Below are 17,313 nucleotides of genomic sequence, written 5' to 3'. Positions count from 1 at the left end.
TATGCCTGTGTTCGCGGCGCTTGTCACGCGGCCGTGCTGCACCCTCTCCCCTGGTGGGAGAGGGCGGCTTCGCGATAGCGAAGCCGGGTGAGGGGTTGTCTCCGCGAGTCCGACGGCGAGTAAAATGCGCGGAGAGAAACCCCTCATCCGGCGCGAACTGCGTTCGCGCCACCTTCTCCCACAAGGGGAGAAGGGAAGAGGGTGTGGGCGCTCGCTGCTAGAACCAGTTGTCGCACTACTTCTGCGGAGGGCCGAGATCCAGCGGAGGCAGCTCGATCTGCGGCACCTCGATTTTGATCGTGCTGGGATCGATGTTCGTCTGCACGCCCTTGTAGTGCATCACCATCGACGGGAACGCGATCACGAGGCCGACCATGATGATCTGGATGACGACGAAGGGCACCGCACCCCAATAGATCTGGCCGGTGGTGACGGGGTCCATCCGCTTGCCAGTGACCCGATCGGTGTATCGCTCCTTCGGCGCGACGGACCGGAGATAGAACAGCGCGAATCCGAACGGCGGGTGCATGAACGAGGTCTGCATATTGACGCCGAGAATGACGCCGAACCAGATCAGGTCGATGCCGAGCTTCTCGGCGGCCGGTCCCAGTAGCGGGATCACGATGAAGGCCAGCTCGAAGAAGTCGAGGAAGAAGGCCAGTACGAATACGAGCGCGTTGACGAAGATCAGGAAGCCGATCTGGCCGCCCGGCAGCGATGTGAGCAGGTGCTCGACCCAGACGTGACCGTTGACCCCGTAAAAGGTGAGCGAAAAGATGCGGGCGCCGACCAGGATGAACACGACGAAGGCCGACAGCTTGGCGGTCGATTCCGTGGCCTGCCGGATCAGGTCCCAGCTCAGCCGCCGCTTCACGGCACCGAGAATGAGGGCGCCGGCGGCACCCATCGCACCGCCTTCGGTCGGCGTGGCGATGCCGATGAAGATCGTGCCCAGCACCAGGAAGATCAGGAACAGCGGCGGCACCATCACGAAGGTGGTCTGCTGCGCCATCTTCGAGAGGAAACGGAATCCGGTCAGCTTATCCACCACCCAGTTCAGCACGGCGACGGCGAATGCGAAGATGATGCCGTAGAACATGCTGAGCACCACGTAATCGGCGCCACGAGTGCTGGAATTGCGCATCATGAGCCATCCGAATGCGCAGCTCGCGAGGAACAGCACACCGAGCGATACAAGGCCGCGATCGCCGTTCTCTTCGCGGAAGCCGATGGCGTCCTTCGGCAGGCCGGGCGTCGCCTTCGGCCAGATCATGCTGACGAGGAAAGCGTATCCGGCGTAGAGGGCGGCAAGCACGAGGCCCGGGATGAAGGCGCCTTCGTACATGTCGCCGACGGACTTGCCGAGCTGGTCGGCCATCACGATCAGGACGAGGGAGGGCGGAATGATTTGCGCGAGCGTGCCGGAGGCGGCGATGACGCCGGCGGCCACGCGGCGATCATAGCCATAGCGCAGCATGATCGGCAGCGAGATCAGGCCCATCGAGATCACGGACGCCGCGACCACGCCGGTGGTCGCAGCGAGCAGCGCGCCGACGAAGATCACGGCATAGGCGAGGCCGCCGCGGATCGTGCCGAACAGCTGGCCGATCGTGTCGAGCAGGTCCTCGGCCATGCCCGACCGCTCCAGCACCAATCCCATGAAGGTGAAGAAGGGGATCGCGAGCAGCGTGTCGTTGTTCATCACGCCATAGACGCGCTCCGGCAAGGCCTGGAGGAAGTCGGGGTGAAACTGGCCGAGCTCGACGCCGATGATGGCGAAGAACAGGCCGACGGCGCCGAGCGAGAATGCCGCCGGATAGCCGAGCAGCAGCATGACGACCAGCGATACGAACATGATGGGCGCCATATTGGCGATGATGAATGCGGTCATGGATTCCCCCTACACCGTCGCCAACGGCTACTTCTTCTCGATCGCTTCAACGAGATGCTCGACTTCCGCTTCGAGCGCCGACACCTGCGATTCGTGCGGGTCCGGTATCAAGCCGCGCATCACCGCGATCCGCTTGATCAGCTCGGAGATGCCTTGGACCAGAAGGAAGGCGAACCCCACCATGATCAGGGCTTTGGCGGGCCATTGCGGCAAGCCGCCGGCATTGCCGGATTGCTCGTTGATCTGGAAGGAGCGCAGGAAGAACGGCACGCCCGTGACGATCATGACGATGCAGATCGGAATGAGGAAGAACACGTGACCGACGATGTCGATGACGTTGCGCGCCTTCTTGGGCATCGTGTTGCTTACGATGTCGATGCGGATGTGCTCATTGTCGAGCAGCGTCCAGGGCGAACAGAGCAGGAAGACGATGCTGAACAGCACCCATTGCAGCTCGAGCCACGAATTGGACGAGGTGTCGAACGTCTTGCGGATGATCGCGTTGACCGCCGAAATGACAACGGCGAGCACGATCAGCCACGCAATACGTTTGCCGGTCCAGCGCGTGAACGCGTCGATCCTGCTGCTCAGCTTAAGGAGCGCTTGCAACGATAGGTCCTCCCCCGATTGTGCCCCGGCCGTCTTGACTGCGCCGAGATGGCGCGTGGCTTATCCCGCCGCGCAGGCATGAGGCCGCCGCACCAAACCAGCGGGCGTGCCGCCAGTCAATCGGAAGTTTGTTGATAGTTAAGGGGAATAGGGCCGCAACTATACGGAGTTAGCCGCCGGTGACGCTCATGTGCCTGCTGACGCTGGGCCGGTCGTGGCGGCGGTCGATGATGAAATCGTGGCCCTTGGGCTTCAGGCCGATGGCGCGGTCGATCGCATCCGCAAGCAATAGATCGTCGCTCGATGCACGCAGAGGTTTGCGCAAATCGGAGGCATCCTCGTGGCCGAGGCAGGTGTGCAGCGTTCCGGTGCAGGTGATGCGTACCCGATTACAGGATTCGCAGAAATTATGGGTCATCGGCGTGATGAAGCCGAGCTTGCCGCCGGTCTCGGCGACGCCGACATAGCGGGCCGGACCGCCGGTGCTCTCGGCCAGATCCGTCAGCGTGAACTGCTGGGCGAGGCGGGCGCGCACCAGCGACAGCGGCAGATATTGGTCAATGCGGCCCGATCCGATCTCGCCCATCGGCATCACCTCGATCAGCGTCAGGCCCATGCCCTTGCCGTGGGCCCAGCGCATCAGCGAAGGCAGCTCGTCCTCGTTGAGGTTCTTCAGCGCCACGGCGTTGATCTTGACGGCGAGCCCTGCGGCGCGCGCGGCCTCGATGCCCTCCAGCACCTTGTCGATCTCGCCCCAGCGGGTGATCTCGCGAAACTTCTTGGGATCGAGGGTGTCGAGCGAGACGTTGATGCGGCGGACGCCGCAATCGGCGAGCTCCCGCGCGTGCTTCGCAAGCTGGGTGCCGTTGGTGGTCAGCGTCAGCTCGCTCAACGCGCCGCTCGACAGATGCCGCGACAACGAGCGCACCAGCGACATCACATTGCGGCGGACCAAGGGCTCGCCGCCGGTGAGGCGCAGCTTCTTCACGCCCTTGGCGATGAAGGCCGTACAGAGCCGATCGAGCTCCTCCAGCGTCAGCAGGTCCGCCTTGGGCAGGAACGTCATGTCTTCGGACATACAGTAGAAGCAGCGCAGGTCGCAGCGGTCGGTGACGGAGACGCGCAAGTAGGTGATGGTCCGCCCGAACGGATCGGTCATCGGGGTCGACAATGCGGCGGATCCGGTCATGCGAGAGGCCTTCACTTATGGCGACGGGCGCACCTTTGCTGCAGCGGTGCGGTCGACGCAATCTAAGCATCGGACGCGGCAAGGACAATCGGGTGGTATACGTGAGTGCAGCGCTGACGCATGTGACCCCCTCGGCGCGGGATTTCGGCTCGTTCGGTGCGGCTCGCAGCTGGGTTCCGCGTACGACCGGCAACGCCCGCGGCGCCGGTGAAGTCAGCCCTCTATGCATCCATTTGGGATGTGAGGCGGTGAAAATGGCAATCCTATCAAAGCGTTGCTGTGTTGCTTGCCGTCATCAGGCTGATCGCGGCCGCTGGCAGATCGCGCATGTGGTGGATCAGGCGGTCCGGCTTCAGCTCGGCGATCGGCACGTCGGTGTAGCCGAAGCTGACCCCGATCACCGGCACGCCGGCCCGCCGGGCGACGCCGACATCGGTTCCGGCGTCGCCGACCATGATGCTGGCCTTCACCTCGCCGCCGGCCCGGGCCACGGTCTCGCGAAGAATGGTCGGATCGGGCTTCTGGACGCCAAAGGTGTCCGCGCCGCAGATCGCCGCGAAGCGGCGGCTGAGGTCGAGCTGGTCCAGCAGGCGCTTCGACAGCCATTCCAGCTTGTTGGTGCAGACCGCGAGGCGATGGCCCTGGGCGGCAAACTGGTCCAGCGCGGCCTCGAGACCCTCGAAAGGGCGGGATTCCACAGCGATATGGTCGGCGTAATAGGCGATGAAATCCGCCGTCATCCGGTCCATGTCGGCGGGGGTGACGGTGCGGCCCTCCGCCTCCAGCCCCCGCTCGATCAGCTTGCGGGCACCGGCGCCGATCATGTTGCGGGCCGAGGCCATCGGCACCGGCGGCAGGCCTTCGCGGTCGAGCACGTAATTGAGGGCCGTGATCAGGTCGGGTGCCGTATCCACCAGCGTGCCGTCGAGATCGAAGACGATGGTGTGAGGGGAAGTCGTCTTGAAGGAGGTCATGATTCCCAAGCGCTACCGGCCCGGTCCTATCCGCGCAAGGGGCGGGCCCATAAGATCACCTTATAGGCCTGTTCCCAGACCCTGTTCCAGGCCCTGTTCTCCTGGGAAAAACGAGGCTACATAGGCGCCCGAAACCGGCCGGAATCGGCCGCATGTTCGAGACTTCACAAGGCAGGCGCACACGTGACCATGGACCAGTTGAAGCGGCAGGCTGCGGCGCGTGCGCTGGAGGAGGTGCGCGACGGCATGCAGCTCGGGCTCGGCACCGGCTCGACCGCCAAGCACTTCGTCGAGCTGCTCGGCGAACGCGTTGCCGCCGGGCTCAAGGTGATCGGCGTGCCGACCTCCGAGGCGACGCGGGCCGATGCGGAACGCTGCGGCGTCAAGCTGACGACGCTGGACGAGATCGACCATCTCGACCTCACGATCGACGGCGCCGACGAGATCGATCCCGAGCTCAATCTGATCAAGGGCGGCGGCGGCGCGCTGTTGCGCGAGAAGATCGTGGCGGCCGCCTCGGACCGCATGATCGTGATTGCCGACGACAGCAAATGGGTGCCGACGCTCGGCAAGTTTCCGCTGCCGATCGAGGTCATCCCGTTCGGGCTCGGTGCGACGCGCCGCGCGATCGAAAAGGCATTTGCCGAATGCGGCGTTTCCGGGCAAATGGCGGTCCGCAAGGCCAAAGGCGGGGACAAGGACGGCCACGTTTTCGTCACCGATGGCGGCCACTGGATCGTCGATGCCCAGCTCGGACGTATTACGGATCCCCCCGGTCTCGCCAAGGCGTTGAGCGCCATTCCCGGTGTGGTCGAGCACGGGCTGTTCATCGGCTTGGCCAGCTCGGCCGTTCTGGCGGGCGGCGGCGGAATCCGCGTGATTGAACGGCGCAAGCCGAAAGGAGACCAGGAATGAAGAACGTGTTGAAAATCTTGCCGGCTGCGGCTCTCGCTGCGGGATTGGCCCTTTCGGCCGCCCCGGTCGCCGCGCAGCAGGCGGGCCAGAAGGCTCCCGCGGCGCCGGCCCTGCCGAAGGCGTCGCCCGCGGCGATTGCGGCAGCGAAGGAAATTCTGCAGATCAAGAACGCCGCCGGGATGTATGCGGGCGCCGTGCCGGGCATGGTCGAGAAGACCAAGGGCGCGCTGATCCAGCAGAACCTGAATTACCAGAAGGACCTCAACGAGGTCGCCCCGATCGTGGCCCAACAGCTCAACGGCCGCCAGAGCGAGATCGGCGAAGGCATGGCGCAGATTTATGCCAGCGAGTTCACCGAGCAGGAGCTGAAGGACCTCGTCACCTTCTACAAGTCGCCGCTGGGCAAGAAGCTGATCGATGCCGAGCCGCGCGCGATCGGGCAGAGCATGGCGTTCATGAACAGCTGGGCCCAGAACTTCTCGGAAACCGTGATGGGCGCCTTCCGTGCCGAGATGCGCAAGCGTGGCAAGGAGATCTGAGCGCACCTATCTGAAAGGTCGTTCCTGATAAGGGGTCGGAGTGGATAATGGCTGATTTCGACGTCGACCTCTTCGTCATTGGTGGCGGCTCGGGCGGCGTCCGTGCCGCCCGCATCGCGGCCGGCTACGGCGCCCGCGTCATGATCGCGGAAGAGTACCGCATGGGCGGCACCTGCGTGATCCGCGGCTGTGTGCCGAAGAAGCTGTTCGTGATCGGCTCGCATGTCCGTCACGAGCTCGAGGACGCCGCCGGCTTCGGCTGGACCGTTCCGCCCGCCAGCTTCGACTGGCCGACGCTGATCGCCAACAAGGACAAGGAGATCGCGCGGCTGGAGGCGGCCTACACGGCCAACGTCGAGAAATCAGGCGCGCAGATCGTCAAGAGCCGCGCGGTGATCGAGGACAAGCACACCGTCCGCCTGCTCGAGAACGACAAGAAGGTCACGGCGAAGTACATCCTGATCGCCACCGGCGGCGCGCCCAACCATGGCGCGGCGATCCCCGGCATCGAGCACGTGATCTCCTCCAACGAGGCGTTTCATCTTGCGAGGCTGCCGAAGCGGATCGTGATCCAGGGCGGCGGCTATATCGCGCTGGAATTCGCCGGCATCTTCGCCGGCTTCGGCTCCGACGTCACGGTGATCTATCGCGGCGACAACATTCTGCGCGGCTTCGACGAGGATGTCCGGACCCATGTGCGCGCCGAGATGGAGAAGCAGGGCATCACCATCCTCACCGGCTGCACCGTGACCAAGGTCGACCGCCACGGCGAGGACTTCACCACGCATCTGTCGAACGGCTCGAGCCTCGCCTCCGACCAGGTGATGTTCGCGATCGGCCGCCATCCGAACGTCGCCAATCTCGGCCTGGAGAATGCCGGCGTCGCCATCAATCCCGCCAACGGCGGCATCGCGGTCGACCATTTCTCCAAGAGCTCGGTCGACAGCATCTATGCCATCGGCGACGTCACCCACCGCTTCAACCTGACGCCGGTCGCGATCCGGGAGGGCCATGCCTTCGCCGACACGGTGTTCGGCAAGCGCGAGGTGCAGGTCGACCATGCCAACATCCCGACGGCGGTGTTCTCGCAGCCGGAGGTCGGCACGGTTGGCCTGACGGAAACCGAGGCGCGCGCGCAATTCAGCCACGTCGACATCTACAAGACGACGTTCCGGCCCATCAAGGCGACGATGTCCGGCCGCGACACCCGCGTGCTGATGAAGCTCGTGGTCGACGGCGCGACCGACCGCGTGCTCGGCTGTCACATCGTCGGCGATGCCGCCGCCGAGATCACGCAAGCCGTCGCGATCGCGGTGAAGATGAAGGCGACCAAGGCCGATTTCGACGCGACCATCGCGCTGCATCCGACCGCGGCCGAAGAGCTCGTCACCATGCGCACCCCGACCGCACGCCACGTGCGGCAGGCGGCGGAGTAGTTGCGGCGGCACGAGCACACTCAACCGAATAAGTTGGTGCGCGCTTACCCTCTCCCCTTGCGGGAGAGGGTGGATCGCCGCGGAGCGGCGAGACGGGTGAGGGGTCTCTCTCCTCACGAACAGTGTTACGAGCTGAGAGAACCCCTCATCCGGCGCTTCGCGCCACCTTCTCCCACAAGGGGAGAAGGGAAGAAGACCCTAGCTGCGAGCCGCCTAGCCGTACAGATATCCGACCGGTTTGCCCTCGGTGCGCAGGGGACGCACGTCCTTCTGCGTGATGATCTGACCGGCGAGGCCGTCGATCTCGTCGCGCTGCGTCGCCGTCCAGCTGCGCAGCTCGTTCATGCCCTTGAGCAGGCCGAGGCGGAGAACCTGGGTGTTTTCGCCGACGCCGATCAGGCTGATGGAATCCTTGCCCGCCGTCACCACGTCGCCGGCAGAGAGTTCAAAGCTCTCGCCGGACTTCTTCTTGAACTCGGCCGTGCCGCGAATGACGCGATAGATCACGACCTCGCCCTTGGCAAAGCGGGTCGCGTCCGCCGCGGCAGACGTGCTCTTCGGCAAGAGCGCGTGGCCACGCGGGTCGGTCGCGATGATGTGGCCGGTGACGAGATGCCCGCTCGGAATCTCGATGCCGATGTCGCGAATGTAAACCGGCATCGCCGATCTGACAGAACCATCGCTGAGAGGCTTGAAGAGCGCGTCGAGCGCCAGGGGATCCTGAAGCCAGAAGCCGGCATCGGCCGGGCGGTCATGCAGCGGATGGCTCCAGGCCACGCGCGGCGTTTCGTCCTCATTGATCTGATCCGGACCGACGATGGTCGGATTCGGAAAGGTGGTGGGATCGGTGATGAAGGCTTCGAGGAATTTGCCGGAATAGCCCATCGAGATCGGATCGGGCACCACCGTCTGCGGCGTCTTCAAATTCTCTTCGGTTGGCAAACCCGACCAGGTGTAGAACAGCTGGCGATGCACGATCGCGCTTTGCAGCATCACCGCGCCCGGGCCGACATTGTACCAGCGGCCGTCATAGTCGAAGGTGAACGCGCCCGAGGTGACCAGCACGAGCTGAAAGCCGCCCGGCGGCAGATGCAGATGGAAATCGGTGGGGCCGGTGTCGGGCCGGTAGATCGGCAGATTGGTCGCGACCTCGTGCAGCAGGAAGGTTTCGTTGTTGGCGTGGAAGCCTTCATTGGCGCGGTTGTAGAGCGCCTGCGGCCGGTAGGTCGCCTCGAAATTCGCATTCTTATCGCGATCGATCGCCACGAAGTCCTGATCGTTGAGGCGCAGCCGGGCGCCGTTCGGATGGGTGAGACCGGTGAATTTGATGTCTCCGGCAGCATGCACGTTCATGGCATTCTCCGATCTGAGGCCATTCATCCCGGAAGCCGAGCGCACGTGACTGGCCGCTCCTCATCTGGCCGGGCAGGGACTTGGCCTGATGCAGTCTTGCGAATTTCAGGCCAGCCGGAGCGCAATGCGGCGCGCTGGTCCGCCGGCTGCACGCGACGCGCAAATAATCGAGATTGCACCTGAGGTTAGACAATGGGTGGCGCCGAACTCGCCCGACTTCTCCGGACAAGCGTCAGTGGGCGCAGCGGCTTGTCTTGTCTAATTTGTCGGCATGCCCTGCAAAAGCGCATGCAGCCGGCCCCCGCGACGGGCGCCTGGCACGGTTCAGTCGAATGATCGCGGGAGCGCCGGCTCGGGCTTGCCGGACGGGCTGCCTGCCCATTTCGCCATGTCCATGGCGCGCGCGTCGAAGCCTTCGCACCAGAGGCAGCTCGGCTCCGTGTGGCCGTGGGCCGTCAGCATCGGCACAAGCGCATGGCCGCAGCCGGGGCAGGGTGTGGTGCGGTTCATGCGCTTCTCCAACGATCTCCGTAACTCAGGAGTGGCATTTTCGTCGCGCAAGCTTGCGCGGGCGCTATGACGGTGCAGGAGCGCTGCGATGCACAGGCGCGCTCGTTCCTGACAGCGTAGAGGTAGCGATCCATTGTGACACGGCTGCGATGTCGTCGTCGCTTTCGCGATAGGCGCGAAGCTGGAATTCCGCCGAGCTGCCGCGCGCGACGATGGTACGGCAGTGTTCGATCTCGGCGGAGCAGTTCAGCGCGGCTGCGTCCTCCGCAATGTCGTCGATCACCCCGGTGAGCAGCTCCGAGATCGTCACCGGTCCGTCCTTCGAGGCGAAGATGCAGTCGGTGCCGTAGCGCTGGGCGCGCCATTTGTTCTCGACCGCGATCGCGCGCTCGACCGCAGTGACCTCCCGGGACAGCTGAGGGCGCAGATAGAGATGCCGCGTCAGGCAGCGGTACAGCGAGGCGATGGCAACCGCGTCGTCGACGAAGGTGCAGGTGTCGGGCGCGCGAAGCTCCAGCGTCGGATGCTTCACGGAGGGGCGCATTGCCCACCAGATGTGGCTTTCGTCCGGGATCACGCCGGAGCGCTGCAACGCGCCGACATAAGCGTCGAAATCCTGCTTGCCTTCGAACAATTCGGGCAGGCCGGTGCGCGGCAGCTCGGAATAAGCCGCGAGGCGGTAGCCCTTCAATCCGGTCTTGTGCGAATTCCAGAACGGCGAGGACGTCGACAGCGCGATGAACAGCGGCAGATGCGGCAGCATGGCCCGCATCACCGCCATGCGCTTCTCGGGATCCGGCAGCTGCACGTGCACATGCATGCCGCACATCATGTTGCGGTGGCCGAGGCTGCGCAGATCCTCGATCATCTCCTCGTAGCGCGGTTTCGGGCTGGGCTGCGACATGCGCCAGACTGCGCTCGGGTGCGTGCCGCAGGCCATGATCACGAAGCCGTATTGCGCAGCGACGTTCGCGACCTCGCGTCGCAGGAAGCGCAGCTCCTCGCGCGCGTCGTTCACGTCGACATGAACGTTGGTTGCGACCTCGAGCTGCGATTGCAGCATCTCGCGCATGGCCTGGCCGCCGGTCGACCAGTTTGCCGATTCGAACAGCTCGTTGGGCGTGCGGATCGCGACCTCGAAGCTGCGGCGGTCAGCGAGGAAGTATTCCTCCTCGATGCCGAAGGAATATTCCGCCGGATTGCCGCCGCCGCCGGCAGAACGGATGACGACATGCTGCTTGTCCTCGGAGGGGGCAAGACGCAGCAGCTTTGAAACGTCTGAAGCAAATGTCATTGGCCACCGGCGGGGTCATTACCTGCGGGCGATAATCCGTCTGATTGTGGCCGGTTCCGCACCCAATGTACTGGAAATTGCAGGGTCGAACGGAACAATTTTGACGGCTTCGGACGCTCGCGCGATCAGGGCGTGGTTCGGCGGGACTTCCGCCCAGTCCGATTCCTTATCGAACGGCTCGGAGACGACGATGACTTGCCCGCCGTCCTCGCGGAAGTAGAGCGTGTTCGCGGCATCGTTCACCGAGACCCGAAATGCGTAGAGGTCGCGGCCGTTGGCAATCGCGCTGGTAAAGCGCAGCCGCTCCCGAAGCCCGCCTTCATTGACGAATCCGAGGAGCGATTGCAGCACGGACTGTGTCGCGCCGAGCGGATCGTGCTCGAGACCGGCCCCCATCATGGCCAGGAACACGGCTTCCGAATCCGTCGTGCCCAGCCGCGACGGATAGTAGGCATCGGGAATCAGCGCCTCGACTTTGCGCCGCAGCCGATTCCAGCTGCCGACGAACCCGTTGTGCATGAACATCCAGTGCCCGCAGGCAAAGGGGTGACAATTCTGCCGCGTCACGGCCGTGCCGGTTGCGGCACGCACATGAGCGAAGAACAGATGCGAGTGCAGATGCCGGCAGAGGTAGCGCAGGTTTTCGTCCGACCACGCCGGGCGCGTCTCGCGATAAAGGCCCGGCTCGGGGTGCTCGCCATACCAGCCGAGACCAAAGCCGTCTCCGTTCGAGCCCGCCGTGGACTGAAGCGAGCGGATGCTCTGCGCAATCAGCGAATGCTCGGGTTCGGTGACATAAGGCTCGAACGAGGTGGTTTCGCCCCGGTATGCGATCCAGCGGCACATGCGGGTTCCTGCCAGGCGGTTTGATGCGTCGCGAGGTGCATCAACACCTGTCACGGACGCATGGTTCCAGCTGCGAAAGGGTTGCATGACCGATCCCGCAACGCCGAACGGATGCGGCGGCTGGTCGCAGCCGGTCCGCCTTGATTCCGACAGGCGTACCTATAATTCTGAAGCGAACAAGAATCCGGGCCCCTCTGGCGAGGACGTCGACGTTCGTCGGCAAACCTCGCGATGTCGGATGACCAGTCCCGCGCGAATGCGATGGATCGGCCGATTGTCGGGCCCCCTGTTTCGTTTTCTCCGACCATTCGTCCCCATCGCAGCTCCGTGCGGCTATTTCGCAAGTTAAGGGAGCTACGATGTCCGGAACCAAGTCCTCAAATTCGATCGAGATCACGGAATCGTCCAGCCTGAATGAGCAGGCCGCGGCGGCCGTGGTGATCGTGGGCGCCCTGGTAGCGGTTGCTGACCGGCGCGTCTCACCCGTCGAACGCGACGAGGTGATCCGTTTCATCAGAGACCGCAAGCTGGCGCCGCACATCGGCGACGAACGGCTCCGTGCGATGTTCGACGAACTCGCCGAACGGCTCGAAGAGCCGGATTTTGCCAACGTCGTGATCGATACGCTGCGACCGGTTTCGAACCTGCCGCTGTCGTCGCATCTGGTGGAGCTGTCGGAGCGCGTTGCTGCCGCAGACGAGGACGTACATCCCCACGAAGTCCAGGCGATTAAATTGTTGCGCTTGCTGACGCTGGTGCTGCCGCGCGCGAAGCCGGTCGGGGCGAGTGCGCCGGGCCCCAAGCTGCAGGCCGCCTCGAAGGGGTAAGCATGAGCACGATTTCGAACGAGCGCGCCAGGCAAACCGAGGGGAACACCGAGCAGATCGCTGGTGGAGACCCGCGCCTGGCCAAGCTCGTCGACCGCCTGCCGCCGCGCATGAGCGACACCCTGACCTATCTGCTCAAGCCGTCCAGCCGCTGGGTCAGGATCCCCTCGGGCACGCTGCTGGTCGTCGGCGGTGTGCTCTCCATCCTCCCGGTGCTCGGCGTCTGGATGCTGCCGCTCGGCCTTGCTCTGCTCGCCGAGGACGTGCCTGCGCTGCGCTCCTCCCGTTCAAAAGTCTTCGACTGGATCGAGCGGCGCAAGCCGCATTGGCTCGATCCGTCTGCCTCTAGGAATGATCAATCATGACTGAACTCATCACCGCCGAAGCGCTGTCCGCGCTGTTTCAAGTCATCCTGATCGATCTCGTGCTCGCCGGCGACAATGCCGTCGTCATCGGCCTTGCGGCTGCCGGCCTGCCGGCCGAGCAGCGCCGCCGCGCCATCATCGTCGGTATCGCCGCTGCCACCGCACTGCGTATCGCCTTCGCCGGCGTTGCGACCCAGCTTCTGCAAGTGATCGGCCTTCTGCTCGCCGGCGGCGTGTTGCTGCTCTGGGTCTGCTGGAAGATGTGGCGCGAGCTGCGCGAGCAGGCCGCGCATTCGAAAGAACTCGCATTCGATAGTAACGGCGCAGGTGCTGCGCCGGTACAGCAGCCGGTAACGCAGAAGACTTTCGGCCAAGCGGCGGTGCAGATCGTCGCCGCCGACGTGTCGATGTCGCTCGACAACGTGCTCGCGGTCGCGGGCGCCGCGCGGGAGCATCCCTACATCCTGGCCTTCGGCCTGCTCTTGTCGGTTGGGATGATGGGCGTTGCCGCGGATCTGCTTGGCCGTTTGCTCCAGAAGCAGCGCTGGGTGGCCTATGTCGGCCTCGCCATCATCCTTTACGTCTCGTTTGAGATGATCTATCGCGGCACGCTGGAACTTGCACCGGTGATTGCGAGTCTCTGAGGCGACAATCTACCGCAGTCCGGAGTGATCAATGACGTCTGAACCCAAAGCACCTTCGGCGCGGGCCGCGCCGTTGCCACCGGTCGGCCTGCTTCCGAAGCTGATCTTCGGCTCGCGCTGGCTGCAGCTGCCGCTCTATGTTGGCCTCATTGTCGCCCAGTCCGTCTATGTGCTGTTGTTCCTGAAGGAGCTCTGGCACCTCGTCTTGCATTCGTTCGACGCCAGCGAGCAGCAGATCATGCTGGTCGTGCTCGGGCTGATTGACGTCGTCATGATCTCGAACCTTCTGATCATGGTAATCGTGGGTGGATACGAGACCTTCGTTTCCCGGCTGAACCTCAGCGGCCATCCGGACGAGCCGGAATGGCTCGGTCACGTCAATGCCAGCGTGCTCAAGATCAAGCTCGCAATGGCGATCATCGGCATCTCCTCGATCTCGCTGCTCAGGACCTTCATCGAGGCCGGCAATCTCGGCACGACCCGCAGCAATTTCACCGAGAGCGGGGTAATGTGGCAGGTGCTGATTCATATGACCTTCATCGTCTCGGCGGTCGGCATCGCCTGGGTCGACCGCCTCAGCGAGAGCGGCCATCGCAAGGCGGCCGAGCACGGCTGATAAGCTGGCCGCCCAATACCTCCCGAGCGGCCAATCCTGGAGCCCGCCTGATCGTCCGGTTGGGCGGGCTCTCTTTCGAGATCGATAAAATTGTCTGCAATCGGTTCAGTGCCGGCAAACGCTGCCGACAAGAAGCCGGGCGCCTTAAACCAGGCCTTTGGAACCGATCTGCATCCTGCCCGCAAAGGGCAGGGCATCGGCATGACAATTCTCAGGGAGATCGTCGCAGCGGTCGCGGGAGTCTACGCGCTCCTGCTGGTCTGTGACGCATTGTTCGGCGTCGGCGAGGCGCGCTTCGACGACGCTTATTACCGCGCAAGCTTCTACGCACCGCGGCCGAAGGAGTTTCGGTTCGCGAGCGACACGCCGCCGGCGGTGCGCGTCAGCGACGCCTTCGCGCAGTTCGCACCTAGCGACGCCAAGCCGAACCGGCGCTACTCGTCGCTGACGACGATCATCCGCTGACGCAGCCTCATTCCCCCTGAATCCATTCCGCGACGCCGCGCCACAGCGTGTCGCGGTGCTCGGGGCGGAAGAAGCCGAAATGGCCTATTCCCTTGGCGCCGACGTCGGACGGTTTGACCATCAGCACCTCCGGCTTGATCGCAGTGAATCCGCTCGCGAGCAGCTCGACCGCGGGCCGCGTCGCCCAGGGATCGTCGGAGAAACATAGCGAGCGCAGCTCGCCCTTGAACCTGGCGAAGTTCTCGAGTGCCGGCAGCTTTGAATCGAACAGATAGCGCGGGCTCGAGACCCATTCGGTCCATTGCAGGAAGACGCCCTTGGGCAAATCCTCGCCGACGCCGGCCCAGCCCGGTGCGTAACCGAGTGCATGGACCAGCGGAACGCCGACAAAATTCATGAAGGCGTAGACCCGGTATTTTTCCGGCGAGGTCATCAACCGCCATGTCGCGGCCTGCGAGGCCACCAAGGCTGCGCGCGAGATCTCGCTGTTGTTCGCGATCAGCCCGAGCGCCTGGCCGCCGAAGGAATGGCCGATATAGGCGAGCGGCAGGGCATGATAGCGCTCGCGCATCCAACTGACCGCGGCGGTGACGTCGAGCGCAGCCCATTCCGACATCGAGGCCTTGAAGCCGACCAGCGATTTTGGCTGGTTGTAGCCGACCATCGCCGGCAGGCGGGAATCGCCGATGCCGCGATAATCGTAGGTCAGCACCGCGCAGCCGCGATGGGCGAGGTAGGAGGCAAAGCCCCGATAGATCTTTCGCGGCACGGCGGTCGCCGAATTGATCAGGACGGCATGGCGCTTGGCGCCGCGCGGCAGGAACAGGGTGCCGGTCAGGGCATAGCCGTCGGCTGCCGGGAAGCTGATCTCGTCGATGAAAACGTCATCCAGTGCCGCGCCCATGGCGGTCGGTGTCCTGTCGGATTCCTCAAGCCTGCCCAAGCAAATGCGAATTCGGCTTTGGCCGCAAGGGTTTGCGCTGCGAAATGGATTTACAACTGGCGGGGCGTGGCCGGCCTGTGTATAAGGCGGCCCTCGCAACCCCTAGATCAGGTTGCGGTTTTTGCTTCACGGAGAGATTGCGATGTCCGAGCGGTGGACGCCCGAGTCCTGGCGCAGCAAGCCGGTGCTACAGGTGCCCGAATATCCCGACACCAAGGCTCTGGCCGACGTCGAGGCGCAGCTTGCGACCTTTCCGCCGCTGGTGTTCGCAGGCGAGGCGCGCAATCTGAAGAAGGCCTTGGGCCGCGTTGCGGCGGGCGAAGCCTTCCTGCTGCAGGGCGGCGACTGCGCCGAGAGCTTCGCCGAGCACGGCGCCAACAACATCCGCGACTTCTTCCGCGTGCTGCTGCAGATGGCGGTGGTGCTGACCTATGCCGGCGCGGTGCCGGTGGTGAAGGTCGGCCGCATCGCCGGCCAATTCGCCAAACCGCGCTCGTCGGGGACCGAGAAGGTGAATGGCGTCGAGCTGCCGAGCTATCGCGGCGACATCGTCAACGACATCGCCTTCACCAGCGAAGCGCGCATTCCCGATCCGCAGCGCCAGCTGATGGCCTATCGCCAGTCCGCCGCGACGCTGAACCTGCTCCGCGCGTTCGCCACCGGCGGCTTCGCCAATCTCGGCAGCGTGCATCAATGGATGCTGGGTTTCCTCAAGGATAGCCCGCAGTCACGCCGCTACAAGGAGCTGGCCGACCGCATCTCGGACGCGCTCAACTTCATGCGCGCCTGCGGCCTCGACCTCGAGAGCCATCCGGAGCTGCGTGCCACCGATTTCTACACCAGCCATGAGGCGCTGCTGCTCGGCTACGAGCAGGCCATGACCCGCGTCGATTCCACCACCGGCGACTGGTACGCGACCTCGGGCCACATGATCTGGATCGGCGACCGCACCCGCCAGCTCGATCACGGCCATGTCGAATATTTCCGCGGCATCAAGAATCCGATCGGGCTGAAGTGCGGCCCCTCGCTCAAGGTGGACGAGCTGCTGAAGCTGATCGACGTGCTCAATCCCGACAACGAGCCGGGCCGGCTGACGCTGATCGGCCGCTTCGGCTCCGACAAGATCGGCGAGCATCTGCCGAACATGGTCCGCGCCGTGAAGCGCGAGGGCCGGGTGGTGGTCTGGTCCTGCGATCCCATGCACGGCAACACCATCACCTCGACGTCCGGCTACAAGACTCGCCCGTTCGACCGCATCCTGTCCGAGGTCAAGTCGTTCTTCGCGGTCCACGCCGCCGAGGGCACCCATGCCGGCGGCGTGCATCTGGAGATGACCGGCCAGGACGTCACCGAATGTCTCGGCGGCGCCCGCGCGATCACGGATGAGGATCTCAACGATCGCTACCACACGGTCTGCGATCCCCGCCTCAACGCCGAGCAATCCATCGATATGGCGTTCCTGGTCGCGGAGCTGCTCAAGCAGGAGCGCGCCGGCAAGGCTCAGCCGATTCCGGCCGCAGCGGGGCTGTAAGATCTTGCTGCGGATCTGGAAGGCCACGATCAATTCCCGCAACGGGCTGGCCTTTGCGTTCCGGTCGGAGCAGGCGGTCCGCGAGGAGATTTTTGCGCTGCTGCTGTCGGTGCCGCTCGCCTGGTTCATCGGCGCCACGGCGATGCGCGCGGTCGAATTGGTGTGCTCTGTCGCTTTCGTGCTGACGGTCGAGCTGCTCAATACCGCGATCGAGAAGCTCGCCGACCGGCTGACCTTGGATCACGACAAGCAGATCGGCCGCGTCAAGGACATGGGCTCGGCCGCGGTTGGCGTTGCGCTTTTGATGACCGGCGCGTTCTGGATCATTGCCATCATCGAGCGATTGGGATTCCTGTAACTCGGGAT

At 64.3% G+C, this 17,313-nt stretch carries 19 protein-coding genes; 10 read left to right on the top strand and 9 right to left on the bottom strand.

The genetic code is table 11. From position 1 onward, the window contains the following. Window positions 1–235 precede the first annotated feature (235 nt). The 4 genes from I6F16_RS04030 to I6F16_RS04015 all read right to left on the bottom strand — a co-directional run bounded on the left by I6F16_RS04030 (window position 236) and on the right by I6F16_RS04015 (window position 4,663). Window positions 236–1,891 (bottom strand): TRAP transporter large permease subunit, encoded by a 1,656-nt coding sequence (locus I6F16_RS04030; RefSeq protein ID WP_036001569.1) that lies wholly within the window; start codon window positions 1,889–1,891, stop codon window positions 236–238. 27 nt (window positions 1,892–1,918) lie between these two features. Beyond that, window positions 1,919–2,500: a TRAP transporter small permease subunit gene (locus I6F16_RS04025; RefSeq protein ID WP_036001566.1), complete on the bottom strand. Its 582-nt coding sequence runs from the start codon at window positions 2,498–2,500 to the stop codon at window positions 1,919–1,921. A 169-nt stretch (window positions 2,501–2,669) separates the two neighbouring features. Continuing rightward, the gene (moaA, locus tag I6F16_RS04020; protein WP_036001562.1) at window positions 2,670–3,689 is read right to left on the bottom strand and encodes a GTP 3',8-cyclase MoaA; all 1,020 of its coding nucleotides are present in this window, start codon (window positions 3,687–3,689) and stop codon (window positions 2,670–2,672) included. A gap of 266 nt (window positions 3,690–3,955) precedes the next feature. Next, the gene (locus I6F16_RS04015; RefSeq protein ID WP_036034495.1) at window positions 3,956–4,663 is read right to left on the bottom strand and encodes an HAD family hydrolase; all 708 of its coding nucleotides are present in this window, start codon (window positions 4,661–4,663) and stop codon (window positions 3,956–3,958) included. Window positions 4,664–4,846: 183 nt separating this feature from the next. Between I6F16_RS04015 and rpiA the strand changes: the two genes are divergently transcribed. Genes rpiA through gor form a run of 3 tightly spaced genes read left to right on the top strand, consistent with a single transcriptional unit; the run spans window position 4,847 to window position 7,553 of the window. Then, window positions 4,847–5,578, top strand: a complete 732-nt coding sequence (gene rpiA / locus I6F16_RS04010) for a ribose-5-phosphate isomerase RpiA (protein ID WP_036001558.1) — start codon at window positions 4,847–4,849, stop codon at window positions 5,576–5,578. Continuing rightward, window positions 5,575–6,117, top strand: a complete 543-nt coding sequence (locus I6F16_RS04005; protein WP_036022233.1) for a DUF2059 domain-containing protein — start codon at window positions 5,575–5,577, stop codon at window positions 6,115–6,117. Before rpiA ends, I6F16_RS04005 begins: the two co-directional genes overlap by 4 nt. Window positions 6,118–6,164: 47 nt before the next feature. Further along, window positions 6,165–7,553 (top strand): glutathione-disulfide reductase, encoded by a 1,389-nt coding sequence (gene gor, locus I6F16_RS04000; protein WP_109144146.1) that lies wholly within the window; start codon window positions 6,165–6,167, stop codon window positions 7,551–7,553. Between the two features lie 213 nt (window positions 7,554–7,766). Here the strand turns inward: gor and I6F16_RS03995 are convergent, their stop codons facing one another. From I6F16_RS03995 to I6F16_RS03980, 4 genes are all read right to left on the bottom strand, one after another. Further along, window positions 7,767–8,906, bottom strand: coding sequence for a glucuronate isomerase (locus I6F16_RS03995; RefSeq protein WP_225173451.1), 1,140 nt, complete (start codon window positions 8,904–8,906; stop codon window positions 7,767–7,769). A gap of 324 nt (window positions 8,907–9,230) precedes the next feature. Continuing rightward, window positions 9,231–9,416, bottom strand: a complete 186-nt coding sequence (locus I6F16_RS03990; protein ID WP_036022282.1) for a hypothetical protein — start codon at window positions 9,414–9,416, stop codon at window positions 9,231–9,233. 64 nt (window positions 9,417–9,480) lie between these two features. After that, on the bottom strand, window positions 9,481–10,710 hold the full coding sequence (locus I6F16_RS03985; protein ID WP_225112791.1) for a carboxylate-amine ligase: 1,230 nt from the start codon (window positions 10,708–10,710) through the stop codon (window positions 9,481–9,483). Between the two features lie 18 nt (window positions 10,711–10,728). Further along, window positions 10,729–11,556, bottom strand: coding sequence for a class II glutamine amidotransferase (locus tag I6F16_RS03980; protein WP_225112816.1), 828 nt, complete (start codon window positions 11,554–11,556; stop codon window positions 10,729–10,731). 359 nt (window positions 11,557–11,915) lie between these two features. Here I6F16_RS03980 and I6F16_RS03975 point away from each other — a divergent pair, with 359 nt between their 5' ends. The 5 genes from I6F16_RS03975 to I6F16_RS03955 all read left to right on the top strand — a co-directional run bounded on the left by I6F16_RS03975 (window position 11,916) and on the right by I6F16_RS03955 (window position 14,473). Next, on the top strand, window positions 11,916–12,383 hold the full coding sequence (locus I6F16_RS03975) for a TerB family tellurite resistance protein (RefSeq protein ID WP_225112792.1): 468 nt from the start codon (window positions 11,916–11,918) through the stop codon (window positions 12,381–12,383). 2 nt (window positions 12,384–12,385) lie between these two features. Then, entirely contained in the window at window positions 12,386–12,748 is a 363-nt protein-coding gene (locus I6F16_RS03970) for a hypothetical protein (protein WP_036022245.1), read from the top strand. After that, window positions 12,745–13,392 carry a TerC family protein gene (locus I6F16_RS03965; protein ID WP_036022248.1) on the top strand — a complete coding sequence of 216 codons (648 nt, stop codon included), beginning with the start codon at window positions 12,745–12,747 and terminating at the stop codon, window positions 13,390–13,392. The genes I6F16_RS03970 and I6F16_RS03965 overlap by 4 nt, the downstream gene beginning before the upstream one ends. A gap of 31 nt (window positions 13,393–13,423) precedes the next feature. After that, complete coding sequence (locus I6F16_RS03960; RefSeq protein ID WP_036022249.1) at window positions 13,424–14,008, top strand: TIGR00645 family protein; 585 nt, start codon at window positions 13,424–13,426, stop codon at window positions 14,006–14,008. Window positions 14,009–14,209: 201 nt separating this feature from the next. Next, the gene (locus I6F16_RS03955) at window positions 14,210–14,473 is read left to right on the top strand and encodes a hypothetical protein (RefSeq protein WP_036001521.1); all 264 of its coding nucleotides are present in this window, start codon (window positions 14,210–14,212) and stop codon (window positions 14,471–14,473) included. Between the two features lie 7 nt (window positions 14,474–14,480). Here the strand turns inward: I6F16_RS03955 and I6F16_RS03950 are convergent, their stop codons facing one another. Continuing rightward, entirely contained in the window at window positions 14,481–15,377 is an 897-nt protein-coding gene (locus tag I6F16_RS03950) for an alpha/beta fold hydrolase (RefSeq protein WP_225112793.1), read from the bottom strand. A gap of 181 nt (window positions 15,378–15,558) precedes the next feature. On the opposite strand from I6F16_RS03950, the gene I6F16_RS03945 reads away from it, so the two are divergent. Further along, window positions 15,559–16,947, top strand: coding sequence for a 3-deoxy-7-phosphoheptulonate synthase class II (locus tag I6F16_RS03945; protein WP_225112794.1), 1,389 nt, complete (start codon window positions 15,559–15,561; stop codon window positions 16,945–16,947). A 4-nt stretch (window positions 16,948–16,951) separates the two neighbouring features. Continuing rightward, complete coding sequence (locus I6F16_RS03940) at window positions 16,952–17,305, top strand: diacylglycerol kinase (protein ID WP_036001513.1); 354 nt, start codon at window positions 16,952–16,954, stop codon at window positions 17,303–17,305. Window positions 17,306–17,313: the final 8 nt, after the last annotated feature.

Origin of the sequence: Bradyrhizobium sp. IC4060 (assembly GCF_020193715.1) — a bacterium.
Taxonomy (GTDB): Bacteria; Pseudomonadota; Alphaproteobacteria; order Rhizobiales; family Xanthobacteraceae; genus Bradyrhizobium; species Bradyrhizobium yuanmingense.
This window is presented reverse-complemented; position numbering and strand designations above follow the sequence as displayed.